Source organism: Collinsella sp. AM42-18AC (assembly GCF_003467965.1).
Lineage (GTDB): Bacteria > Actinomycetota > Coriobacteriia > Coriobacteriales > Coriobacteriaceae > Collinsella.
The window spans coordinates 81203-104411 of sequence record NZ_QSFY01000008.1 but is presented as its reverse complement, the minus strand read 5'-3'; the positions used below and the strand labels follow the sequence as shown (position 1 = coordinate 104411).

26 protein-coding genes and 3 tRNA genes are annotated in these 23209 nt (G+C 55.0%); 8 read left to right on the top strand and 21 right to left on the bottom strand.

What is annotated here, in order from left to right; translation table 11 throughout:
* Window positions 1-144: 144 nt before the first annotated feature.
* The 4 genes from DW913_RS06225 to DW913_RS06210 form a co-directional block, all read right to left on the bottom strand.
* A tRNA-Ile gene (locus DW913_RS06225) sits at window positions 145-220 on the bottom strand.
* Window positions 221-420: 200 nt separating this feature from the next.
* A tRNA-Ala gene (locus DW913_RS06220) sits at window positions 421-493 on the bottom strand.
* Window positions 494-871: 378 nt separating this feature from the next.
* Window positions 872-946: transfer RNA gene (locus DW913_RS06215), tRNA-Val, on the bottom strand.
* A 138-nt stretch (window positions 947-1084) separates the two neighbouring features.
* The gene (locus DW913_RS06210; protein ID WP_117797949.1) at window positions 1085-1663 is read right to left on the bottom strand and encodes a DUF3825 domain-containing protein; all 579 of its coding nucleotides are present in this window, start codon (window positions 1661-1663) and stop codon (window positions 1085-1087) included.
* 445 nt (window positions 1664-2108) lie between these two features.
* On the opposite strand from DW913_RS06210, the gene DW913_RS06200 reads away from it, so the two are divergent.
* On the top strand, window positions 2109-2921 hold the full coding sequence (locus DW913_RS06200; protein WP_197032228.1) for an ATP-binding protein: 813 nt from the start codon (window positions 2109-2111) through the stop codon (window positions 2919-2921).
* Between the two features lie 27 nt (window positions 2922-2948).
* Here the strand turns inward: DW913_RS06200 and DW913_RS06195 are convergent, their stop codons facing one another.
* Together DW913_RS06195 and DW913_RS06190 are read right to left on the bottom strand one after the other, a co-directional pair.
* Entirely contained in the window at window positions 2949-3746 is a 798-nt protein-coding gene (locus DW913_RS06195) for a hypothetical protein (RefSeq protein ID WP_117774186.1), read from the bottom strand.
* Window positions 3739-4854, bottom strand: coding sequence for an ATP/GTP-binding protein (locus tag DW913_RS06190; protein WP_117774187.1), 1116 nt, complete (start codon window positions 4852-4854; stop codon window positions 3739-3741). The genes DW913_RS06195 and DW913_RS06190 overlap by 8 nt, the downstream gene beginning before the upstream one ends.
* 392 nt (window positions 4855-5246) lie before the next feature.
* On the opposite strand from DW913_RS06190, the gene DW913_RS06185 reads away from it, so the two are divergent.
* A complete protein-coding gene (locus tag DW913_RS06185) occupies window positions 5247-5903 on the top strand; it encodes a transposase (RefSeq protein ID WP_199580785.1) in 657 nt (218 codons plus the stop codon).
* A 249-nt stretch (window positions 5904-6152) separates the two neighbouring features.
* Here DW913_RS06185 and DW913_RS06180 read toward each other — a convergent pair whose 3' ends face one another.
* The 3 genes from DW913_RS06180 to DW913_RS06165 all read right to left on the bottom strand — a co-directional run bounded on the left by DW913_RS06180 (window position 6153) and on the right by DW913_RS06165 (window position 8759).
* Window positions 6153-7145 carry a hypothetical protein gene (locus DW913_RS06180; protein WP_117797947.1) on the bottom strand — a complete coding sequence of 331 codons (993 nt, stop codon included), beginning with the start codon at window positions 7143-7145 and terminating at the stop codon, window positions 6153-6155.
* 2 nt (window positions 7146-7147) lie between these two features.
* The gene (locus DW913_RS06175; protein ID WP_117774189.1) at window positions 7148-7510 is read right to left on the bottom strand and encodes a hypothetical protein; all 363 of its coding nucleotides are present in this window, start codon (window positions 7508-7510) and stop codon (window positions 7148-7150) included.
* Between the two features lie 265 nt (window positions 7511-7775).
* The gene (locus tag DW913_RS06165; RefSeq protein WP_117774191.1) at window positions 7776-8759 is read right to left on the bottom strand and encodes a hypothetical protein; all 984 of its coding nucleotides are present in this window, start codon (window positions 8757-8759) and stop codon (window positions 7776-7778) included.
* Between the two features lie 422 nt (window positions 8760-9181).
* On the opposite strand from DW913_RS06165, the gene DW913_RS06160 reads away from it, so the two are divergent.
* Window positions 9182-9871 carry a P-loop NTPase fold protein gene (locus DW913_RS06160; protein WP_158566207.1) on the top strand — a complete coding sequence of 230 codons (690 nt, stop codon included), beginning with the start codon at window positions 9182-9184 and terminating at the stop codon, window positions 9869-9871.
* Window positions 9872-10195: 324 nt separating this feature from the next.
* Complete coding sequence (locus DW913_RS06155) at window positions 10196-10549, top strand: hypothetical protein (RefSeq protein WP_117797945.1); 354 nt, start codon at window positions 10196-10198, stop codon at window positions 10547-10549.
* Window positions 10550-10757: 208 nt separating this feature from the next.
* Here DW913_RS06155 and DW913_RS06150 read toward each other — a convergent pair whose 3' ends face one another.
* Complete coding sequence (locus DW913_RS06150) at window positions 10758-11597, bottom strand: serine protease (protein WP_158566206.1); 840 nt, start codon at window positions 11595-11597, stop codon at window positions 10758-10760.
* Window positions 11598-11869: 272 nt separating this feature from the next.
* On the opposite strand from DW913_RS06150, the gene DW913_RS10290 reads away from it, so the two are divergent.
* A complete protein-coding gene (locus DW913_RS10290; protein ID WP_117774194.1) occupies window positions 11870-12115 on the top strand; it encodes a helix-turn-helix domain-containing protein in 246 nt (81 codons plus the stop codon).
* A gap of 10 nt (window positions 12116-12125) precedes the next feature.
* Here DW913_RS10290 and DW913_RS06140 read toward each other — a convergent pair whose 3' ends face one another.
* From DW913_RS06140 to DW913_RS06125, 4 genes are all read right to left on the bottom strand, one after another.
* Entirely contained in the window at window positions 12126-12437 is a 312-nt protein-coding gene (locus tag DW913_RS06140; RefSeq protein ID WP_117797943.1) for an IS3 family transposase, read from the bottom strand.
* A 145-nt stretch (window positions 12438-12582) separates the two neighbouring features.
* Window positions 12583-12909: a sugar nucleotide-binding protein gene (locus DW913_RS06135; RefSeq protein ID WP_233542016.1), complete on the bottom strand. Its 327-nt coding sequence runs from the start codon at window positions 12907-12909 to the stop codon at window positions 12583-12585.
* 194 nt (window positions 12910-13103) lie between these two features.
* Window positions 13104-13802: an RNA-directed DNA polymerase gene (locus DW913_RS06130; RefSeq protein WP_158566204.1), complete on the bottom strand. Its 699-nt coding sequence runs from the start codon at window positions 13800-13802 to the stop codon at window positions 13104-13106.
* Between the two features lie 136 nt (window positions 13803-13938).
* Complete coding sequence (locus tag DW913_RS06125; protein ID WP_147349634.1) at window positions 13939-14529, bottom strand: hypothetical protein; 591 nt, start codon at window positions 14527-14529, stop codon at window positions 13939-13941.
* Between the two features lie 566 nt (window positions 14530-15095).
* Here DW913_RS06125 and DW913_RS06115 point away from each other — a divergent pair.
* A complete protein-coding gene (locus tag DW913_RS06115; RefSeq protein ID WP_117797940.1) occupies window positions 15096-16385 on the top strand; it encodes a hypothetical protein in 1290 nt (429 codons plus the stop codon).
* Between the two features lie 722 nt (window positions 16386-17107).
* Here DW913_RS06115 and DW913_RS06105 read toward each other — a convergent pair.
* The 5 genes from DW913_RS06105 to DW913_RS06085 form a co-directional block, all read right to left on the bottom strand.
* Window positions 17108-18076, bottom strand: a complete 969-nt coding sequence (locus tag DW913_RS06105; protein WP_117797938.1) for a hypothetical protein — start codon at window positions 18074-18076, stop codon at window positions 17108-17110.
* Between the two features lie 140 nt (window positions 18077-18216).
* Complete coding sequence (locus tag DW913_RS06100; RefSeq protein WP_255413095.1) at window positions 18217-18486, bottom strand: ATP-binding protein; 270 nt, start codon at window positions 18484-18486, stop codon at window positions 18217-18219.
* Between the two features lie 210 nt (window positions 18487-18696).
* The gene (locus tag DW913_RS06095; protein ID WP_117797937.1) at window positions 18697-18921 is read right to left on the bottom strand and encodes a hypothetical protein; all 225 of its coding nucleotides are present in this window, start codon (window positions 18919-18921) and stop codon (window positions 18697-18699) included.
* Entirely contained in the window at window positions 18918-19484 is a 567-nt protein-coding gene (locus DW913_RS06090) for a hypothetical protein (protein WP_117797936.1), read from the bottom strand. The genes DW913_RS06095 and DW913_RS06090 overlap by 4 nt, the downstream gene beginning before the upstream one ends.
* Before the next feature lie 154 nt (window positions 19485-19638).
* Window positions 19639-20097, bottom strand: a complete 459-nt coding sequence (locus DW913_RS06085; protein ID WP_117797935.1) for a Panacea domain-containing protein — start codon at window positions 20095-20097, stop codon at window positions 19639-19641.
* Window positions 20098-20457: 360 nt separating this feature from the next.
* Here DW913_RS06085 and DW913_RS06080 point away from each other — a divergent pair, with 360 nt between their 5' ends.
* Together DW913_RS06080 and DW913_RS10215 are read left to right on the top strand one after the other, a co-directional pair.
* Window positions 20458-20649 (top strand): hypothetical protein, encoded by a 192-nt coding sequence (locus DW913_RS06080; RefSeq protein WP_147344071.1) that lies wholly within the window; start codon window positions 20458-20460, stop codon window positions 20647-20649.
* On the top strand, window positions 20646-20771 hold the full coding sequence (locus DW913_RS10215) for a hypothetical protein (protein WP_255415061.1): 126 nt from the start codon (window positions 20646-20648) through the stop codon (window positions 20769-20771). The genes DW913_RS06080 and DW913_RS10215 overlap by 4 nt, the downstream gene beginning before the upstream one ends.
* A gap of 105 nt (window positions 20772-20876) precedes the next feature.
* On the opposite strand, the gene DW913_RS06075 is transcribed toward DW913_RS10215, so the two are convergent.
* Together DW913_RS06075 and rfbB are read right to left on the bottom strand one after the other, a co-directional pair.
* A complete protein-coding gene (locus tag DW913_RS06075; protein WP_117797934.1) occupies window positions 20877-22331 on the bottom strand; it encodes a sugar nucleotide-binding protein in 1455 nt (484 codons plus the stop codon).
* Window positions 22332-22344: 13 nt separating this feature from the next.
* Window positions 22345-23209: dTDP-glucose 4,6-dehydratase (gene rfbB / locus DW913_RS06070; RefSeq protein WP_117797970.1), on the bottom strand; the 865-nt coding region annotated here is incomplete at its 5' end.

The window sequence follows — 23209 nt, the reverse complement described above, 5'->3', positions numbered from 1 at the left end:
TTCCTAGCAATGAAGTTTTTTTGCATTTTGCAGTTGTGGATAGTTGTGGATAGACAGAAGAAACACGAGGATTCGAGAAGGAAAAACAAATACGAAAGCGGTTTCCCCGATTGACTGGAAAACGGAGAAACCGCTGGTAGATGCTGGTGGGCCCTCCGGGATTCGAACCCAGAACCCAGGGATTATGAGTCCCCTGCGCTAACCGTTGCGCCAAGAGCCCTTTTAGTTAGTGGCTGTGATAGTAATGGCGGCTATCCATTTGCATTAGTTTCACACCACGAGGAAGAATACTACCATGCACGCGACGGTCGTTCAACGCACGATCTTGTCGACCAGGAGGATCATGGCGCCGCCTTTGACCTTGTGTGCCTATATGAAAAAAGGCCCCAACTTGCGTTGGAGCCTCATTCAATGCTCGGGTGGAGACGAGGGGGATCGAACCCCTGACCTCTTGACTGCCAGTCAAGCGCTCTCCCAGCTGAGCTACGCCCCCGTGCGAACAAGTACTATACGGGAACTCGGACGGCGATGCAAGGACAATTTTGGAAAAACTTCCCGCGGCGATACCGCCCACCTTCATTATGACCGGATTCACAATCACGATATCCCCGTAGCAGACCTTTTGCCCCGCTATGGTTTTCGCAGCTGCGGTAAGCGGCGTTAAGTCATTGACATATACATAGCAAGGCAAAGATCGGCCGAAGACATTAGGCGATTATATACATTTGTAGGAATTGTGAAGGGGTCATATTCAATAAAAAAGGAGACCCCATTTTAATAAAGTTACAAAATTTGGTGTCACTTTTGGTGTCACCCTTGGTGTTAAAAAGAAAAAGGCCAGAGGCTTAACACCTCTGACCTGTGCTTTAGATGGTGGGCGATACAAGATTCGAACTTGTGACCCCATCCGTGTGAAGGATATGCTCTACCCCTGAGCCAATCGCCCGTCGCCTTTCGGCAAAAGAGATACTATCATAGCCGCGCGTGGTTTACCAAGAACTTTTTGCCCCCGATTTTAAATTCGTGGGCGCTGGCTGCTCTGGCGGAGTCCAAATAAACAGCAAACCCGCAGCTTAACGAGCCCTTACCGCTTGATCCACGAGGTCTCGGGGCGGCAGATGAGTCGTGCTTTGTTGTAGGCCATATCGAGCGTGAGGCAGGTGCGCGCGGCGTAGAAGCCGTCCTCGCGTTGGATGGTCAGCGCCAGTTCGGGCTTGTCGCCGGTTGTGCACAGTGGAAGCAGCAGTTGAATCCGTCCACCGTAGAACTGCGGCACGGCGAGCGTGTAGTTTGCGGCGGCGCGGCGGGCGGCCTCGACGACGGCGCCCTCAAAGGCGCGGCGCAGCAGCAGTGAGTTACCCTCCCCCATCAGGCTGGCGGGGATACGCGTGAGGTTTTCCTCGTCGCCCAGGATGTGGTCGATGTTGGAGCGGATCGGCAAGCGGTAGTCAAAGACCAGCTCGGAGGGGTCCTCGGCAAAGCGCACGCGGCACGGCAGGTACTCAAACGAGACCAGCATGGGGTCGCTTTCCTTAAAAAGGCCCTTCAAAAACCAGCGCTGGCGCGCGTCGGGCCTGGTGTTGGGCTCAAACAGGCCGTAGATGGTCTCGTAACGGCGCGTGTACAGGCCGGTGTTGAACAGGCAACGGTCGTCGTCGAACACCAGCGGCAGGTTGGACGGCGCGGTCTGGTCTACCCCCGCACTTCCGGAATATAGGCATTTTAGCAGCGATCTGAGGTGCCCTCGGGCACCATGCAACAGGGTGCAACGCTCAAAATCTACATTGCAAGAAGTAGGTTCTCCTTGAGCTCGTCTCGTTCGGCCAGAGAACTGGACGCGCTTTTGTCCGGTATGGCGAACATCCTTGGCACAATCCCAACGAGCGACGCGGTAAAGTCGTCATTTCTGACCATTTTACTAACCACCATGGTTAGAAAAATGGTCAGAATATGGGTAGGAGACACGAAAGATCCCCTTCGGCGCGCCGCAGATACAGACCCTGAAGATAACCTCATCGGACGGTCTCTACACAAACCTCGGCCTGCTCCTGTCCGACCAGTGCCTGCACACCGTCAAAGCGGCCGTTTTCGAGGGGACGGACCAGAGTGTGTTCAAGGATCGCCGGGAGTTCTCCGGGTCCCTCATGCGGCAGCTCGACGAGGCCTACGACTACATCGACTTCCACAACCGGACCCATGCCACTTTCCAAAAGCTGCTGCGCGTCGACACCAGGGACTACCCGGAGGTCGCCGTGCGCGAGGCCTTGCTGAACTCGCTCGTGCACAGGGACTACTCCTTCCGCGCCAGCACGCTGATCAGCGTCTACGACGACAGGATCGAGTTCGTGTCAGTCGGCGGCCTTCTGCCCGGCTTGGAGCTGGAGGATTTGATGATGGGCATCTCTGCCTGCCGGAACTCGCATCTCGCCAACGTCTTCTATCGCCTGCAGCTCATCGAGGCATACGGCACGGGGATGAGGAAGATCATGGGGGCCTACGCGGATGCGGCCTCTCAGCCGCAAATCATGGCCACGAACAACGCATTCAAAATCGTTCTGCCCAACATGAACTTCGCAGCAACGGCAGCGGAAACGCCCGCGTCAAACAGCAAACAGGCGCCCGCTGCTTCCCATTCCCGAGAGGACGAGATCCTGCGGTTCTTGGCAGAGCACCCCTCAATTACCCGAAGGGAAGCGCGGGCGTTGCTCGGGATCGGCCAGTCCACGGCCGGCCGCATACTGAAAGAGATGGTGGATAGGGGGCAAATCGCAACGCACAGCGGGGTCGCACATTGCGATACGAATTGGCGTAACGATGTGTCTCTGAGGCAATTGCCCACTTTGCGTTCCGTCCGGGCGGGCATAACAAAAGCGAGCCGCGACCACTTCCCCTGCTTTGGGAAACATAAAACTTGCTTTTAATCGGTTGCGCGCGAGATTAATTGCGCCTCATCCTTTTTCTCGGGGGCAATCATCGAACTTAAGGTGGCGCATCGGGGCCATGGAATTAAAGAACTTATCGTCAAAGTAGTCGAGTAGAAACTCTGGAAAAGCCGACAACACAAACACCGAACCGTCCTCGCTCCGCATCCTTTTCTCCTCTCGAAAAATCGCATCGACCGTAACCAGCTCCCGATAAGTCCCAAATGAAACCTCATCGAGATCAAGCAGGCATTTGCATCTCAATACGAAGGCAGCGATTGCGTCTTTCCATTGGAGAAGCTCCATGTGCTTCCCCACGTTAACGTTTCCCTCCCCCGAGATCTTTTTATATTGAGCGATTTCAGAGTTGTCAACAAAACAGCCTGAATGCGCCTGGCACTGCCCCGCGCGATAATCGTACAGCGCCTCGACCATCGGGTAGCTTATATAGAGCTTTCCGCTCTCGTGTTCGTTATCGAATGCGAGGAGCATTGCCTCCACAAGGGCATCGGACTCGCATCCAGGCGCATTGTTTTGATGGGAGTCGTAGTCAAAGAAGAGAAAGACCTCATCAACAGAATCCCGCTCCACGCCCTCTAGACATTTTGCAGCAGAAGGCACCGTTTCCCTCAGCACCTCCACAACATCCAGATCGAAGTCCTCCTCTGCAAGCCGTTCGTAGAGCATATAGATGTTCTGCGCCGCTGGCAGACAGATCACCCTCAGGTCATCTCTCCCTTTCAGAAAAAGCTCTTTCATCTTCTCCGCAAAGCGCAGGTCGCGCGACTCCCCTTCAACGATGAAAAGCGTGACCGGGCTAGCCATCGAAAGCACCGGCTTTAAACATCTTCTGGAGGTTATGGGCCAATCTGAGCTCCTTGGGCGTTAGCTTCTCCAGCGAGCGAATCTCCCCCTCCTTGAGAATGAAATAGACATCGGGCCGCATGAGGTCGTTCGTCAAAAGGTCCGTGTTGTGCGTCGTAATGAAAACCTGGACACCCTCGAGGTCCCGCAGCATTTCCACGATCGACCGGGACAATTCAAAGTGATAAAAGGCATCGAATTCATCGATAAAGACCAAGGAAGCCTTGCTCATCTTGATATACCAGTAGTAGTACAGAGCAAGTGACATGGTGCCCGTCGAGGCAACCGACGCAAACGGAACGGTGCCGCCTTCGAACCTGCAATAAAGCTCGGGAACTCCATTCACGTCCACGGATACGAGGTTCAGGGAGATTCCCTGCTGGCGCAAGAATTCTTGGAAGTCCTCCATCTTTCCCTCGCGAATAATGCCCTGGGTAAAGATATCCGAGCCAACCGAAAGCCCCTGATATCCACGCTCATCGAGCGAGTAGAACATCAGCATGTTGTCGACAAAGGAGGTGAAGGCTCTAAACGCCCTGGCAGACGGCTCATCTCGCAGCATTGCATTGCTCTTGACGTATTTGACACGCGACAGCCTGTCGGACTCAGCGGGGAGATCTGTAGAAAGCGAGAGGGACTCGGCGCCCGGCAGGTCAACATGGCCCGTTTGAGCGTCGAACCTGTAGCTCAAGACCTCCACGCCAGCAATACACAGGCTCTCGTATACAAGCGTCTGTGGATCGGTTTTCCCGTAACGGTATACGACCTCGATATTGTCGAAGACAAAATCGTATTGAAACTCTGTGATTGAGCTCTTTGAATCAAGGCACCGGTATGGCGAGTATTTTTTGAGCAGCTTTTCCTTGTCGGTCAGATGCAGAACGATGTCGAATATCGCGAGGGCGAAATTGGACTTTCCGCTGCCATTCGCGCCATAAATGATGCCCTTTGCCTTAACGCCATCCTGAATCACCTGTTGATTGAATGAATAGTTAGCGGGATCGGATAGATCAAATGTAATTCGCTTATCGAAGCACTTGAAATTTGAAACCGAAAACTTCTTGAGCATGGCACAGCTCCTCTGCTTTCTAAGGCTATTTGAAACACAGGATAAAGCAGCTGAGCAAATCGGTCAATTTGCCCGTAATTTTACTACGGGTATTCCGAAGAAAAACTACGGAAGTACGCGATGTGCACCGGACCTGTCCAACCGATTCTGTAGTCCAGTCATATCTTTAGTAATTAAAATTGTCCGTTCAATAGTAGGGGCTAAATTAGGTCGACGTTAATATCGGCCTGTGCCCCATTACAGTCAGAAATGAGCTATTCGATACCCCGTTGATGTATTTCCCCGGTGTCGGATAAGATTCAAGCAAGCCCGAAAGGGCCGCCGATCGGGCGCCCGCGTACGGCCGGCTGCGCTCCATCCTCTTGGAATCCTGCCCGGCGTTCGAGGCCCTGGTGGACCCCTCGGACCCGAGGTGGCTGCGCGTCCTCGCCCGCCTCGGCGGCGCCTGGGGCGTGGCGGACGCGGGGAGGGCGTCGCTCTCCGCGCTCATGCGGGGCGCGGGCGGATCGGCGCGCGCGGACGCCTGGACCGCGATAGCCTCGTCGACCAGGCCCTCCGAGGTCATGGTGAGGGCCGAGAATCCGCAGGTGAGGATGCTTGCGAGGCGCATATCGGAGGCGATGGAGGAGGCGTCGCGCCTCGACGCCGAGATCGCGTCCCTGCTCGAGTCGGACGACACCTACGCGTGCCTGCTGACGATCCCGGGCATCGGGCCGAGGACGGCGTCGGAGCCGACGATAGCGATCGACATATCGTCGTTCCCCGACCACGACCACCTGGCTTCGTACTGCGGCATCGCCCCGAGGAACCGCAGGTCCGGGACCTCGATAGCGTCGGTGGCTGCATCGAGGCGGGGGAACAGGAGGCTGAAGAAGCTGCTCATATTCTCATGCAACTCGCTGACGAGAAGCGCGAACAGGTTCGGCGAGTACTACCGCGCGTGCAGGGGCCGCGGGATGTGCCACGGCGAGGCGCTGAAGGCGGTCGCGAGGAAGAGGCTGAAGGTGATCTACGCGGTCATGCGAGACAAGGCCCCCTACGCGGCCTAGCCCCGCAAAAATGAAAGAGAGCTGCCGCGCCGATGGGCTGGCGCCAGCATGGAGAGAATCTAGGTAGCTCAACGGAGAAAACCGTTGACAAAACTATAGAAACACCCCCTCGTCAATGATTTGTTGTTTAGCAGCAAAAACCCTATGGCGGAGCGCAGATCGTGTTCCGTCATAGGGTTGTCAATTTGCGAAAAAAATATTTGTTAGCTCAGAGAATAGCATCGTTAAATAATCCATCCTCAAGCGTAATCACAAGTACGATCTATCGATATAAAAGCTGAAGTGCCAGTTTTTAAGTTGCGAATCAGCATCCCCGTTGTCATCAACAAACTCGGAGAGTATATCCGCACCCTCAGTAATTGGGCAGCGATCGCCCTCGTATTTCATGGAAGGAAAAGCACCATCTCTGGAACCGGTAGCAAACACAAAACCTGATGGATTGATTGCCCAACAGACGTATGCATCCTTTCCACGGGAAAGCAACAACGATCCGTTGCAACCGTTAGGCAGGAAGCGGTTAAACGCCTCGTCCAAGGACGAATAGGCACCGGATTCCATCCAGCGCTGATTCTCCAAACTTGCAATTGTCCAAAGAAAGGACTTCATCTCTTCCAGATATGTCCAGTCAAACCATATCCCATCTTCATCGAACCCGCTCCTCCCTTTACCCGATTCAAACCGTTTAACTTTAGCGTCAGCGTTGGCTGCGACCGTGTCGACCTCATGCTTAAAATCAGCCAAGTAGGAAGCTTTTTCAGACGGTTTTAAACATTCAAGATACTCATGGGCATTCCATCCGTTGAAATGTCTGATGTATCGAAAGTTTGGAAACAACGCTATTGCGATATTAATAAACTCCTTTGTAGGCAGGTTTTCTTCCAAAACGTTAATACGCATGCGCATCGATTCAAGCAAGGCATAATAGGCAAGCGCGAGAACATAGGGCACGATGAATATTGGGTACCAGATTGAAAGAAATAGCGAGCTTAATTCATCGCCCCAGTCCATAGAGGACCAAGCATTTGAGAGCAGTACCGTTGCTGCGACAAAAACAATGATGCCCAAAAAAGCCCTCATGTTTTCAAATAAGCGTAGATTGGATACATCACGTCTGGATGAAAATAGGGCATAGCCAATACCAAAAAACAAAAAGACTGTTTGAAGAGCAACTTCAAATAGAATCGGGAAACAGACCAAGTTGATATAGAAAGACATTAGTGCGCCAAAGCTGACCTCGGGCACAATCAATTCGTTTTTAATTGAAGTGACCGATGTTGCCTTAGAAGCAATATATATATGGAGGGAAACCCAACAAATACAACCTCAAGAATCGTATCCAGCAAGATGCCTGTATTCCAAAACCCGCATTCAAACGCGATGTATATCAAAAAAGCAGAGTACGTCATAAGAATGAGCGCAGGAATCAGTATTTTGGGATTTAGCGCAAGCTTGATAACAACAGTAAGCGATTTAATAACACTTAATAACTTACCCTTAGCCAGAAGATAAATCGCAAGAAGACCTATCAATATAATTGATGCATATTCACGGTTATCCATTTGCCCGATGAGAGTTGCAGCCACCCATTGGACTCCACTGATGATCAATCGAGCCCCCTCCTTAGCCATGTTTAATCTAGACTTAAGATCTCGCCGAGCATCGCCCCACCTCCGCCGACACCATGGATATCTACACCCACGTGAACATTGACTCCAAGCGCGAGACAGCCGAGACACTGACGAAGGCGATGGCCGCCGCGCAGGCGGAGCCTAATAGTAGCGCCGCTTATTTCAAACGTCATTGGTCCGTTGAGCTTGATGGATACTCATCGGTAAGAGAGCCGAGGCGTCCAAGCCTCATGAAATTGCCGGTCTAACCCTTGGCCAAGTCAGAGACATATCCCAACGCGTCAGGAAGCGACGAGCTCACGGCATCCAGCAGTACGAAGAGTTTGATGCAAGTCTTGCGTCGGACCGGCTTGTACATCATGCCGTGCTGGAGGAAGTTTCGGTTAAGCTCGCCCTCTCGCTCGCGGTTGAAGTCATCTCCCGCCCTGAAGAAGTAGTCCACGGCCTCGCATATGTTGGCGAAGTCGATTATCGAAATGGCCATAGCGGAGAGCTCAGCGTCACTTCCATCTGAAAGCGAACCTTTCAGCTTTTTCAGCTCGCGAGACCAAGACCTTTGTTTATGCTTGCCCCCCTCATCTCGTCTTGGCCCACAGCATGCGCGAAATAGCTCTCGGTCTATGAGCGAGCAAAGCATCATTGCACAGGGCTTATAGTGCCTTTCGCGGAAGAGCTCGACGGCCTCGCGAAAGTCGACTTTCTTGGCAACGCTGCCCTCAAGGCCAGCAATAAGGGCATCAACATCGAGAAATGAGAGGTAGACGGCATCGGCCTCCTCCAGCGACGAGGGACAGCGCGGCGGGGCGTTGTAGGTGAACTGGTCGTTCGTGATTGCCCAGCCATACGAGCCCCAACGCCGCGAATCCTCAAGGATGGCCTCCCAGTCGAGCGAAGCGCCTATCTCCGCTAGCCGCTCCATCAAGGGGACTAGGTTCGAGCACACGGACTCCCGGAACTCGTCAAGGACGCCGAGCTGGGAGCTCAGTAGCGAGCTAATCTGGGCGGCATGGCTAAAGAGGCCTTCGAGGTTTTTGGTGAACTGCTCGGTCATGGCGCGCACGGATTCCTGGATCTGCGCGAGCAATTCGAGGTGCGGGGCGCTCGCGACCCAGATGGCATCCGGCGTGCCAAGAGGAAGCTTCACGATGGCGCCAGGGCGGGCGGCGGCTTTGGCAAGCTTGTAATCGCTAGACTCTGAGCAAACACCGCTCTGTTGTTCATCAGACAAAGTTAGCTCCTAACACACGACATTCGAACGAGCCAAGCTCAGAAAAACAAAGGGGCTCCGAAGATGATACTCCGGAGCTCTGAAACGCTTGTGCCACGCGATTGTTCAAAGGACTTGAGAAACCTCTGACATGCCACTTCTTACACAAGGGCAAGAGCCGAGCCTATTGCATACCGTATTGTTTGAGAAACGAGTTCGTAGCACCTTCGGCCGCCGCCGTAATGATTGCGGAAGGAATCGTCCCAACGGTCTCGGCAACGAGAGACAGCCTCCACGGTCCCCGCCAATGCAAACTAAGGTCAAGAGCCATCGCCGCCTCGTTTATTAATAAAGCCGCTTACAATCGTAACGAACGCTTGTGCGATAATACTAGCAATGAAATGAGCACCTCCTCCAGCAACACCACGGAAAAGAGAGCACATATGAAACGATTAGACGAAGAGCCCACATGCGAGCTCGCCAGGGAATTGCTAAAAAACGACCAACTCGGTCGCCGCGAAATTGTCGCTCAATTTATCCATCTACTTTACAGCGTGAACGGGCCCTATTCTATTTTCATAGACGCCCCTTGGGGAACAGGCAAAACCTTCTTCGTCAAGCAAATCATCGAAACCTTGCGCTTCGGAAACCCGCACATCGACGCAAATGCCCCATCGGACACATCGATTTTCGACAGCAATCTCATAACCAAGATGAATGAAGATCCTTTTCTGCCAATATACTTCAATGCCTGGGAAAACGACCATTTCAACGACCCGATTGCCCCATTATTGGCAACCATAGCAACTATGGCCGACAAGACAAAGGTTAATCAGGAGAGAAACGTTTCCGATATCGCAGCAGGGGCAATAGAGTGCGCTTTGTCTTTAAAGGGCCTGAATGCAGGAAAGCTCCTCGAGGCAATCAGCGGGAGCGATTTCCTTGAAGCGTTCAGAAAGAGGCAGGAGCTGAGGGCAAAAACCGAGGAACTCGTGTCAGCGCTTCTGCCGGAAGTCGCCAACAAGGCTGTGCTCTTCATAGACGAGCTCGACAGGTGTCGGCCGGAATTCGCCATGCAGCTACTCGAGCAAACAAAGTCTCTTTTCCTTCAAGATAACATCGTGGTCGGTTAATCAACGGACAGAACGCAACTTGCCTACTCACTCCAAGGGGTCTATGGCCAGAATTACGACTGTCAGCGATACCTTCAACGCTTCTGCGACTACCGATTCGATTTGCCCCGAATCAATCCAATTACGTACCTCGAAGCGAAGCGAGTCGACATCCATAGCGGATACTGTTTCACGAAAATATCCCGACGGTTTATTGAGCAAAACAGAGGAAGCCTTCGCGATTGCAACCGATTCATCGACAAGCTCAAACAAGGTGCGACCTACATAAGGAACGACGCCGACTGCCAAGGGGACTGGCCAATCGCGTTCTCAAGGAATGCGCTTTTGCCGACCTTCCTAGCAATGGCGGAATACGCGCCCGAACAATGGGAGCAGGTCAAAACCGGAAAATGCTTCGATCGTGTATTTGAGTTCGCAAAAGAGAACGACAAATTCATGGAGTATCTAGACCGCGCCATACAAGGAGAGCGCAAATACATCGAGAAAGGTGCTGAGCCGACTGATGGCATTCGAAAATCATACATCGAAGACTTATGCGCGGAAATCTTCCTCGACAACTATGATGACCCGAGGCTTAAACGAAGCAGAGAGATACTTAGTATATGGGGTTCGCTCGACAAGAAGACGCTGCGAACCTTGACATTCCCCGAGAACGTTATCGCGGAAATAGACAATTAAACAGCGCCTTGCACGAATACGTTCAGTACGACCCACCAGCACGCGCATGGGCACGACACGGGAGATGTTACAGTAAGGAACTACTCGCTCATTGTCTCCCAAGGCGTGCGGTGAAGCATTTTGCGAAACAATCACTAATCTCGCCAGAACCATGGGAGGATGAAGGTTAAACCGGAGATAACAAGGGCCGGATATTCCCGGCCACACCTCATTCCGCAAGCTCCGATTCGGCCATCTTCCAAAAAACATCGCCAAGCTCGGTGAGCTTTCTGGCCTTGATAACGTTTCCGAGATTTGTGGGAATGACCGTAGTTGCAATCAAGCGCTGTGTCGTCGGAATATCAATCACGTCAACCTCACCGGTGGCACGCTGCACGGGCCCAGAGAACATCACACCAAGGAACTTGAACCTTTGCATCCCGAAGGTAAGGACTCCATCCTCGACATAAGGCCCATTGTCAAGCAGAAAAACAGGCGAGCCACTCGAACCCGGAAAGCAGGCACAGTCAATCAGAAAAATCGACTGCCCATTGTAATCGTATCGTGGATGCGTTGCGGTCATGCCTTTTCGCATAAGTGGGGCATTGTGAACCTCGTCAATCAACCCGATTGGATAACCAATCATAATTACGTTTTCAAAAGGACTCAACTTATCAAGCTGCGCCTGCGACGGGATGATGCTTTCGTCGAGCGCAACATGGTGCGCTTCAGAATCGTGCCGCAACATAAGGTCGAAAACGCTTTGGAGCGGAAGAGCGCATAAGTCGATAGAGTCATCCGGGTGCTTGACCCAGACCGCTTCGCCACCATCAACGGTGATGCAGAACGATCGCCTCTCGTCGATACCGTTCTCGGTATGAACGTAAGGAATCGCAAGGCGCGTCTTCGAGGCACCGCAAACAACGTGCTTGTTGGTAATAAGTACCGGAAGCGAACGATTCCCTTTGGAATACGTAAAGATGAAACCGGTTCCCTGGGATAAACCTCCGCCTTCAAGCTCGCACCGCACCTGCACCGTAACATACATGAGCTTCTCAGCTAAATCCACCATGCCCTCCTTGCTAAATGTTATGCCATTGTCGTTGCATTGAAATACCACGTCGGCGCGATACACCGGTGTCGCATTAAATGCAACAAACTCCGAATCCCGCCGAAAACCACACAGAAGCCAAGAGTGAACCGCACCCCATTTCTTGAACCTAAATTTTTATTCTAGCCGCAATACTAACTGCAACCAACAAGACTTGCTGCAACAGTTGCGCTTGGTCTTGAAGTCCCTCGTACGTCCAATGCCGTACGTGAAAGCCTTCTGGCTTGAGCATGCGGCACGATTGCACGAACGGCCTTCCTTCCCCCATGGTTGCCGATTGCCACACCTGCAAGCCGCAAAAGAAAGGAAGGAAGGCCATGGCGCAACCATACAGGCAATTGACGTTTTTGGACAGGCAGAGGATCGAGGAGGGGCTCGACCGGGCGGATTTGCTCCGCGAGATAGCGCGAACGATCTCGCGCGACGTCTCCACCATGTCTCGCGAGGTGAAAGGGTGGATTGGCGACCATTTTTAGGACATTTTTCTCAGAGACTAAGGCCTGCCTTCCGGAACTCGACCGGGCTCATGTATCCCGGCGTCGAGTGCATCCGCTCCTTGTTGTGCCACCACACGTAGTCGTTCAACTTCAACTGGAGATCGCGCAGGCTCGCGAACTGCTCCCGGCACAGGAACTCAGCTTTCAACGTCTTGTTGGCAGACTCGTCGACGGCGCTGTCGAAAGGGCAGCCCATCTTCGAGAGCAGCCTGGTTCTGCCGAAGACCTTAAAGGGCTCGTCGAGCGTCGCGTTGTCGAATTCCGACCCCCTGCCTACCTCGACTTCCCCCACGAGCACCACATGAGGCTGCCCTCGACAGTATCTGCATGGCTCGCAATAAGCTTGGCGACCGCCGCCGCTTTTGTCGCGGCTGGACTTTATGCCAGGCAAAAGAAAAGCCGCCGTTAAAGAACGGCGGCTTTGACTCTCGCATATTTAAGAGCGACTAGAGTGTCTTGAGGTACTCCCCCAGCTCCTCCTCCCAGTCGGGCATGCGGAAGCCGACCGACTCGAGCCTGGACAGGTCGAGCGCGGAGTGGGCCGGACGCGGGGCGATGGGGCCGGCGGCGCGGGCGTAGTAGTCAGCGGTCGACACCGGAACGACCTTTCCGTCGTTGCCGTTGGCTGCCTCGAAGACAGCGCGGGCGATGTCGGCCCAGCTCTTCACGGCGCCCGAGCCAGTGCATCCGTAGGTGCCGTAGGGGGCCTTCGCGTCCAGCACGTGGAAGATGGCCGCGGCCATGTCGCGCGTGAAGGTCAGGATCTCGTTCACGCGCTTCTACACCGTCGAGCCTCACCATGCAGCCGAGACGGACTGAAGACCGTGAGCACAGCGAAGAAGACGCGACTGGCTCATCCTTAAATCTATCCAATAAAATGAAATCAGATGCAGCCCACTCCAAAGACAGCTTCGAAGTCCTTGATTTAGCTACAGCTTTACTGTCACTTACGGCACCTAAGCTAGCATCAGCCCCTACCCGTTGCCTTGTTAATTTTCCTATACATCTTGGAAACATGGCCGCTAATGGGGTCATTCGGAAATGCCTTCTGAGCTCTTGCCACATATGAAAGATAGTTTCCGTAGCAGCTTGGGTCCGAAGCACCTCGCTTGTCACTCGATCTGCTCCCCTTCGGAGAGTAATGCTCATACAATGCGCTTACGCGTTTCTTACTCGGATGCTTGTCCGGATTGTCAGCCAGCCTGCCGATTGATTTAGCAGCACGATAAAACCTGCTGTAAAACCTGCCGACCGTAGATTGGCGAATTCGGACATCTTTACCGTCAAAATCAAATCCCAAAAACGAAACATGATTTCCAGCATGATGCGCGGTTCGCACAACTTCCATTTCTCCTGCGAGCAATGCATCAAATGAAAGTTGCTCGACCTTCCCATCGTTTACACGGTGGATTTTGGTTTTTTCATCTTGTAGTTCAACTGCAGGAACTCCCTGTGCCAAAGCAAGAGCTTTGCTTGCTGTTTTGAGATCCTTGGCTGGGACGACAATGATTAAATCATCGCAATATCGTATATACCTGCCATTTACGCTGGCAACACACGCGTTAATCTGGGCATCGATATCAAACATATACATATTCGCCAACACGCCACTTGTTGCCAGTCCTTGGGGAATGCCCCTCGCATCATGCCTTTCTTTCCAGGGCACAACAATCGAAGAATCCTTGCAAGCCGAAAACTCCGCAGGTGTCAAGATGCGCGGTAGCCTGTTAAGGCTCCTTAACGCCTTGAATCGAACTTTGGACGCAGAATTGCCAAACGTGAACGGGTCGTCTGGCTGAAGATCAATCCAGCAAAGCCCGTTCCTTCTCGCCAAATCGCCAACAGGCCAATAGCAGTAATGCAATACTGTTTTTCAGGACTTGGTAATGGTCCGGTGGAAGCATGCCCTCGTTAAAGAACCCTCTAACGGCCTTGCGTATGTAACTATGATCGAGGTTATCGAAAAAATGGGTGAAGTCTCCCGTGATAACTAGCGAATCCCCCTGCCTGCGAATGGCATCGATTGCATCTGCAGCAACAGAGTAATTAGTGAGGTGAAATCCGCTTCGATAAGCTGCAGCAACGCCGCCGATGCCCGTTTCTAAGGCACGACGGTCATATAACTTGCCCCATTGCAGCGCATAATACTGAAAAATCCTGTGATCCAAGTGAGATGCATATGCGATACCTCTCGTCTTCAGGGTTTTCTTGCCGTCCCAGAATCTCACATGGCAAAGCTTATTCGCAATTAAGGGAAGAAATGCGTGACGCTGAATAAAATCTGCATCACAAACCCTCGCCTCGACATCCTTGAATGCAACACGGTAATCGAAATGCGCGTAGCTCTTCTTTGTCGCATACCCTGGAATACGAGACGGGTCGAAATCGTTCACGGGCTCACCGCCTTTAATCAACCTGCTCGGTATATAGGAGCGGCTCACCCAAACCGAGCAGGCTAACATGAGGTGAAGCGAGTTCACCAACGCAATGCGGCCGCCCATTCCAATGCTTGCCTATGGCATACTAGATGGAGATGCGGAGATAACCGATATGATCATCAGCGCCCTTGCCCAGCTATGCGCAGGCAACGTCGGCATCAATAGTGCGAACGTCGGAATTTCGTCGTTTGCGCTATTGACGGCGATAACGCACCTTTACGCCAATGCGTAAAGCAATTTATTTGCACCCGAAATGCTATCTTGAATCACGCGATCGCATCAGATCAGAAATATAGCCTACCTGAAAGAGAGTTATCGAAACTTACATTGGCATCAGATGCTTGAGGCCTTAGTGTCAACAAATACAGAGCAGCTGCCCACAGCCTAGCGGCGACATCCCGGTCTCGGACGATCTAACGCTGCCCGAGACCTTCCTCTTATCAAAGCGCCACCGTAAGACGCATGGCTATATCATAAAATGGCACGTATAAACCTCCGTTGATCGAAAGAAAGTCGAGCATATGTCAAGAGTTGACGAAGTTAGAGCAGAGCTGGGCGAGGACAACGTCAACGAGCTTATGGACGCCTACTACACCTCTGGCCTCTCACTGAATGATCTGAGGGAGCTCTATGACCTCCCGAAGAGCTTCACAGACAAGAAGATCGTTGAGCTGTTCCCTATGATCGAGCTGGACGATGGCTGCCCCCTTTGCGGCGGTGCGCTCTTTGCGCCTAGAATCAGCAGGGGCATCAAGGACGTCTCGGCGGACTCGTACTATAAGGATCAGGTCTTCTGCCCAAATTGCGGTAAAACTAGACAGCAAGCAATGCGAGAGCTCGAAGAGTTTGAGCGGAAGTACAGGCTGCGTCGTGCATTCTCAATTGAGCCGAAAGAGTTCGAATGGGCCAAGCGCAATCCTGATAGCCTCACGAGCACAGTATTCGAGGTCCTGATCGAAGTAAGAGGCGGGGGTGGCAATACCTACCTTGGGCCCATCGCAGACCAACCGCTCTTGTTTGGCTTCATCGACGCCTGTAAGGCGCTCAGGGGCGAGGGGTACATTCAACCAACCGCAGCATTCGACAAATGGTTGAGCGGGTTTGAGGAAGAGGAAGACGGCTTCAGCTTCTATTGGTACAAGGTGCCCTTTGCAATCAAGTTGAAAGGCTACACTGCCCACGAGAGAAACCCCATCATCGTCGAAGGTGATCGCGAATACGTCGCGCTTGGTCAGGGTGAGCGCGAGTACTGGCTGCGAACCGCAAAAGGTCTCGTTCTAGCCTACCTCGATGTCCAGCTTGACGATGCGTGCTACGAGTATGAGGGGCCGAAGCGCGAAGAGTTTGAAACTCTGCTCGACACCATGCTCCTAGAATACTCGCCCGCACAGATCACCTCGCTCATCTGGAACGCGATGGCGACTGCCGAAAAGCACGCAGAGGAGGGTCCTGCCTACAAAAGAACAGGCAATTGGGCAATGGGTGTCGTCCTCAATCGTGCCAAGAAGGCTCTCTCCGAGCATTGGGATTTGCATCCGAACTTCCCCTCAAGGACGGTTGAGGACACCGAGTTCGAGTGGAACTTCTTCGACGTCCATGTACCCATAGGCGAAACTTGGATGTACAGGAGCGTCCCCGAGGTCACGGGCGGCTGCATAGAAATCAAACATGCAAAGATGCCGAAAGGTGCCGATGCCGCAACAGCGGCCATGATAGCGAAAGCCCGAGAGATCGCTTGGAGAATCGGAACGGGCGAACCCGATTACCTCTCGTACGACGAGACCGACCGGTTCATCAAGCGGTACGAATAACGAAAAAAGAACGACGGTATGAAGTGACTAGCGCACAGCAATTCGCGTGCCACGAACAAGTACTTGATGAAAGCGGCTACCTCCAACGCTCCCGTTAAAAAGGAACAACCCCTGAAAAGACCCTAGGGGGACAAGGATCAGGCATGGCTTCAACAGCTCGGGGCGCCACTGTCCCGCGCCTCAAACAAGTAAATTTGCCGGAGAGAGCCCTCCGACTTCTTCGGGTTGATATTGCTCGCATAAACGTCGGCAAGCCGCGTATACTAACAATATCCGACCCCCTCCTGAGCGCCGTCGCGGTGCCCGCGCTTGACCTGGCCAAGCACCTCGGGGTCGAAGTCGTGGCGGTCGCGCGGCGGATATGCCACGCGGGGCAGCGCATGCACAGACAGCGAAGCCGAATCCCGCGTTGAACATCTCTTCAATCTTTGGCACGGATAGATACGGGAGAAGTCTCCAGCATCCTCTACGATTTCTCCGAGACGCTTCTGATATCGTCTTCGTTGATATCAGAATGTGCCGAGATGAACCTCCTCTGATGAACCCCAATGCGGCGGTTTCCATTACTTGCTGGTGGCTGGCATGGCTGCGACACGAAATGATTCGATGGCCTCCTCTATTGCATTGGGGTTCATCACCTTGAGCTCGCCGCTGGAGCGCATCTCGCTGATCTCTTCCGAAAGATCATCAATAGCGTAATCCAGGGAATTCGATATTCGAATCTATATCTCTCGGTAAAGCGAGGAAAGGCGCTCCGTTCCTTTATTTTCTTGCGAGTAGAATCGGCATCTTCCATTCCACCTTGGCAACCTGCCGTTTTCATTTGAATCCGGCAGGAGGAAGAAGCGCTCTTTTACGATGCCATTCTCGAGGCTAATGTAGCAGGTCGCTGAATTTTCGAAAGCTCTGTTATGGACGATCTCGTTTCTCAGTTCTTCTAAGTACACGGCTTCGGGAAAGTCGTTGCATATATGGCCTTCGTCGCCAGAGTGCGAACTCTTTGACCTGAATTTGGAATATAGGGCCGACTTGTCTGATCGGATTTTCTTGAAGGATTCGAATCGATTGGGAATCCGGTCCAGCTCAAATAGCAGATGGCTGAGAATATCCAATGAAGAATTCAGCCAAATTATGAACGACTCCACTTCTCTCATCATTGAATGAGACTTTGGAGAGGATACCTTGAATACTCCGTCCGAGATGTTTCCAATGGGCTCGATTTCCCCTAGTGCGCAGAATGCCATCCTCAGTGAGCCCACGGCCTGATCGTACGTTTTGCCAAAGCTTTCGGATAAATACCTTAGATCGTCTAAATAGATGAGCCTTCGCGCCTCCTCGAATGAGAAGCGTTTGGCGTAACCAGCGAACGAATCTCTATCGAAAGTCATTTCGGGACTGAAGCCGCCCTCTGATATTGCAATCGGACAGAAGTGGATGATGGAATAGTACGTCGATTGGTTTCCGAACAATCTTTCGATGATGAGATTGTCGAGGTCGATCAATCTCGAATGGATTTGCTCCTGAATGCTGTCAAAGGAATCGTATAAAAGATCTTGCGACGGCAGGCTGTACACATAGAAGCCATCAGGTTCATCGTCCAAAGTCCCTTTTGATACTGTTCCTAGTTCAGAATAATATGTAATTAATGGTCTATCCATCGTATTAGAGGGGTTGCTGGCGTTCAATTCCATGACTTGTTCTCCTCGTGTGAAAATGCGATTGCTGGGAGAAAAATAGTGTAATGAGTATTTGCGCGTTTCCGTACCGTGAATATTGCGGGACAGTACCGGCGGTATCGTGAATCGGTACCGCCGGTGTCCGTTCAGTACCGTCAGCCGTATATGTCGCGCATGTTGACGTCCCCCGTCTCCAGCCAGACGGTGCCGTGCACGATCCTGTCCATGATCGCCTCGGCGTGAAGCCCGCCGCCCAGCCTGGCGTGCCTGTTCTTCGGCCTGTACTGTGTACAAAAGACGGTCGAGGACGAACCGTAGCTCAGCTCCATGAGCTCGAGGAACATCGCCCTGAACAGGCTGTCTGGCTTGTTCAGCAGCCACTCGTCGATCACGAGCAGGCCGTACCTGCCGAACTTCCTGAGCAGTATCTCTCGTGGTGCGGGTTCGCCAGTGGCTCGTCAGCGTACAGGCGCCACCTTCAATCAATCGCGCCCCGCCGCGAAAAGCGGGAAGCCGCCTCGAAGGACGGCTCCCCAGTGCCCCATGCGGCGAAGGATGACCGCACGGCTATGTTCCTAGATGTGTCGCCATGAGAAGGGCCGCCCTCCGAGACGGCCCTTGGCGCTACGTTTGGGCTACAACCCGATGAATGCCCTGAGTCCAGGGTGAGAGAGCGCCATCATCGCAGCCATGATGGCCACGAGGATGACGTCTGCGGCGATCAGGCAGTTCCTCGTCCATTTTCCCAGCTCGACATTCCGATGGTTGAAGGACATCTTCCAGATGAACACGAGGAGGATGCACACTGTGTTGATGAGGACGAATCCGACCAGCGCGGTCAGGAACACGAGGGCCTTCATGCCGCTGTCGATGCCGACGCGGCCATCGCAGACGTGGAGAAGCCGACGCCGCCGTTGAACGCGAGTACGACCGCGGCGAAGACGCCGAGAATCGCGATGTACTCCATCCTCGTCTTGTCGAGGCGCTCGTCGAACTCCCTTTCCAGCTCCGCGCGTTTCTGGTCCGCCACGTCCCTTTCCGCTTTCACTTCGGCGATTGCCGCTTTGAATGCGCGCATGGCCTGCTGCTGTTCGATATCGTGGCTCAGCCTCGTCTTTTCCAGGTCGATGTGGTCGGCGAGTTTGAGGACACTTTTTGCCTGGTTACAAAGTCCCTGCTTCGTCAGGTGCCCATGGATAATGCGAATGTTCTCGGCGAGGCAATTGACCGAATAGGGGACCCCTTCGTCCAGGTCCCCAGAGGAATGCCCGAGTGCGTTGAACACCAGGTCGCAGATGTCGGCATATCTATGGCGATAGGGCTCGCTCCCCCCATATAGCTTTGCGAAGAAGTTCGAGGCTCGGCGGATGTCCTCTTGAGAGAGCACCGCGGCATCATCCGTGCTGGCGAGGGATTCGAGCATGTCGCGCAGAGCCTTGCGTTTCTCTACGTCGTCGCTGCCTGCGTTTATTGGGGGAACTTTCAGGGGCGGCTTCGAAAGAGTCCCAATTTTGCTGGTGAGCAGAGAGAGAGGACCCTTCCGAAGTTTTCGGCCGCCTTTGCATAGTCTTGCTCGGTCACTCAGAGACCTCGCTAGCGCACTGCATGATCAGCTCATTTGGGATGATTCCTTTGTGTAGGCGCTTCTGATTGAAGATGATGTCCCACGGGGACCCCTCGGCGTGTGAGATCCTGACGAGCTCCCATGGGGATTTCTCGGCGAGCGTGTCCACCCCCGCATCCAGGAACGGGCGGATGGAATCATTTATCTCGGTGTCGAACTCGCGTTTTATCGGGAAGCCGCCGCAGTCAGAGAACTCAACGTAGACATCTCTGATGACAGGGCCGTAGGGCCATGCCTCAAACTGGTCGGCGAATAGCAGCTCACCGGTCTCGCTCGCGTATATGACTTGCAGGAAGTAGAGGATCTTCTGGAGCTGAAGATTGCTGATGGGCGTGCCGTGGCGATATCGCCTGTTGACAGCATACTCGGCGATTTCCATCGCGCTGCACACTGTCCCAATTTGGACTTTCATCTGTTTCCTCCTTTTTCAAATCATACCAGTGATTTACTTCCTATCTGCGCTTATCGTGATAAAAGCATCTCAGCTCGTCCGGACAATAAACGGACGGCCCCTCCAGCGGTGACTTCTGTCTCGGACGCGCCACTAGTCTTCAACGGCCTCAGCACCAGGACGACCGACACGAGCGGCAGGAACGCCGCAAGTGCAAGCGTCGTGACCGCAATGCCCAACGCCCATTTCGCGTCTTCCCCTTCACTCCACCTCCTTCCGCTCGAACCTGCAGGAGCGCGCCAACCGCGGGCTCAAGCGCCGCAGCCGCGCGGTGCAGGCGTTCCTTGGCGGGGGAAGTCGCCCATCGGGATGATAGGCGCCGTGTACGCCGAGACGAACGAGGAATGGGCCGGCCGCCGCCGGTCCGTCGACGACTCCATCGGCAGGGCCGAAGAGGGCGCCAAGGCCAACGCGCCCGAGCCCGCCTGCGAGGGCACCGCCGCGGAGCACGCGGTCGGAATCATCGCGCTCGGCGTGGCCGAAAACCCGATTCTCGGCAAGAAGGCGGCTTGACATTGATCAGAATGACGGCATTCCAGGTGAATCTCGGTTTCTCGGGCAGCCTGCAGCCACCCTCGAGAACCGAGCTCTACGCCAACTCTGCCGCCCGCAGTGATCTGCAGGGCTCGCAATAAGCTTGGCGACCGCCGCCGTTTTTGTCGCGGCTGGACTTTATGCCAGGCAAAAGAAAAGCCGCCGTTAAGAAACGGCGGCTTTGACTCTCGCATATTTAAGAGCGACTAGAGTGTCTTGAGGTACTCCCCCAGCTCCTCCTCCCAGTCGGGCATGCGGAAGCCGACCGACTCGAGCCTGGACAGGTCGAGCGCGGAGTGGACCGGGCGCGGGGCGATGGGGCCGGCGGCATTTGCGTAGTAGTCGGTGGTGCTGACGGGGACCACCTTGTCCCCGTTGCCGTTGGCGGCCTCGAAGACGGCGCGGGCGATGTCGGCCCAGGACTTGACGGCGCCGGAGCCGGTGCAGCCGTAGGTGCCGTAGGGGGCCTTCGCGTCCAGCACGTGGAAGATGGCCGCTGCCATGTCGCGCGTGAAGGTCAGGCGGCCCAGCTGGTCGTCGACCACGGTGACCTGCTCGAGCCCGTCCTCGGGGTCGGCGACTCGGTCGGACAGCGCCTTCATCGTCTTGACGAAGTTGTGCCCCTCGCCGATGACCCAGGAGCTGCGCATGATGTAGTGGCGCGGGCAGCCGGCCACGGCGATGTCTCCGGCGGCCTTGGTCTGGCCGTAGACGGACAGCGGGCTGAAGGGCTCGCCCTCGTCGTGGACCTCGGCGGTGCCGTCGAAGACGTAGTCGGAGGACACGTGCACGAGCGTGATGCCGTGCCCGGCGCAGGTGCGGGCGAGAAGGGCCGGACCGGTGGCGTTGGCCTTCCATGCGGTCGCGCGGCCCTCGGGGGTCTCGGCCCTGTCCACCGCCGTGTAGGCGCCGCAGTTGATGACGGTGCCGTAGAGCGACCAGTCGTACTGTGCGTAGGCGTCCGGGTCGGACATGTCGAAGGTGTCGATGTCGCAGAAGTCGAAGTCCTTGGCGACGCCGCGCTCCTCGGCGAGCTTGCGGACCGCACGGCCCAGCTGGCCGTTGCAGCCGGTGACGAGGGTCCTCTTGGGCGCCATGGGGACGACGTCCTTGAGCATCGGGTGGTTGAGGTCGGCCTCGGAGACGGTGGCCTGGTCCAGCGGGATCGGCCACTCGATGGCGAGCTCGGGGTCGGCGAGGTTCACGAAGGTGTAGGTCCTCTTGAGCTCCAGCGACCAGTGGGCGTCCACCAGGTAGGTGTAGGCGGTGCCGTCCTCCAGGGCCTGGAAGGAGTTGCCCACGCCGCGCGGGACGTAGATGGCCCTGGACGGGTCGAGCGTGCAGGTGAACACCTTCCCGTAGGTGGCGCTGCCCTCGCGCAGGTCGACCCATGCGCCGAAGACCGAGCCGCGGGCCACGGAGATGAACTTGTCCCAGGGCTCCGCGTGGATGCCGCGGGTGACGCCGCGGCTGTCGTTGTAGGAGATGTTGTTCTGGACGACCTTGAGATCGGGGATGCCGAGCGCGCACATCTTGGCGCGCTGCCAGTTCTCCTTGAACCAGCCGCGCGAGTCGCCGTGGACGGCCAGGTCGACGACCTTGAGGCCCTCGATGCCGGTCTCCGCGACCTTCAGGTCCTTCTCGAATGCGATGTCTGCCATGTCTCTGCTCTCCTTACTGCCCCTGCGCGCGGTAGCGGGCCTCGGTGGCCTCCTTGGCCGGGCGCCACCAGGCCTCGTTGGCGACGTACCAGTCGATGGTGGCCCTGAGGCCCTCGGCGAAGTCGGTGTGCGCCGGCCTCCAGCCGAGCTCGGTCTGCAGCTTGGTGGAGTCGATGGCGTAGCGGCGGTCGTGGCCGGGGCGGTCGGCGACCCAGTCGAAGTCCTCGGGGTCGCGTCCCATGGCCGCAAGGATCATGCGCAGCACGGTGATGTTGTTCTTCTCCCCGTCGGCGCCGATGAGGTAGGTCTCCCCCGTGCGGCCCTTGGTCAGGATGTCCCAGACGGCCGAGGAGTGGTCCTCGGTGTGGATCCAGTCGCGGACGTTCTCGCCGCGGCCGTAGAGCTTGGGGCGCACGCCGTCGACGATGTTGGTGATCTGGCGCGGGATGAACTTCTCCACGTGCTGGTAGGGGCCGTAGTTGTTGGAGCAGTTGGAGATGGTCGTGCGCAGCCCGTAGGTGCGGGTCCAGGCGCGCACGAGCATGTCGGAGGAAGCCTTGGTGCTCGAGTACGGCGAAGAGGGCTTGTACGGCGTCTCCTCGGTGAACTTCGCCGGGTCTCCGAGCGCAAGGTCGCCGTAGACCTCGTCGGTGGAGACGTGGTGGTAGCGGATACCGTACTTCCTCACGGCCTCCAGCAGGCGGAAGGTGCCCTCGACGTTGGTGCGCAGGAAGGGCTCCGGGTCGGCGATGGAGTTGTCGTTGTGGCTCTCGGCGACGTAGTGCACGATCGCGTCGTGGCCCGGCACGATCTTATCCAGCAGCTCGGAGTCGCAGATGTCGCCCACCACGAGCTCGACGCGGTCGGCGGGAAGGCCC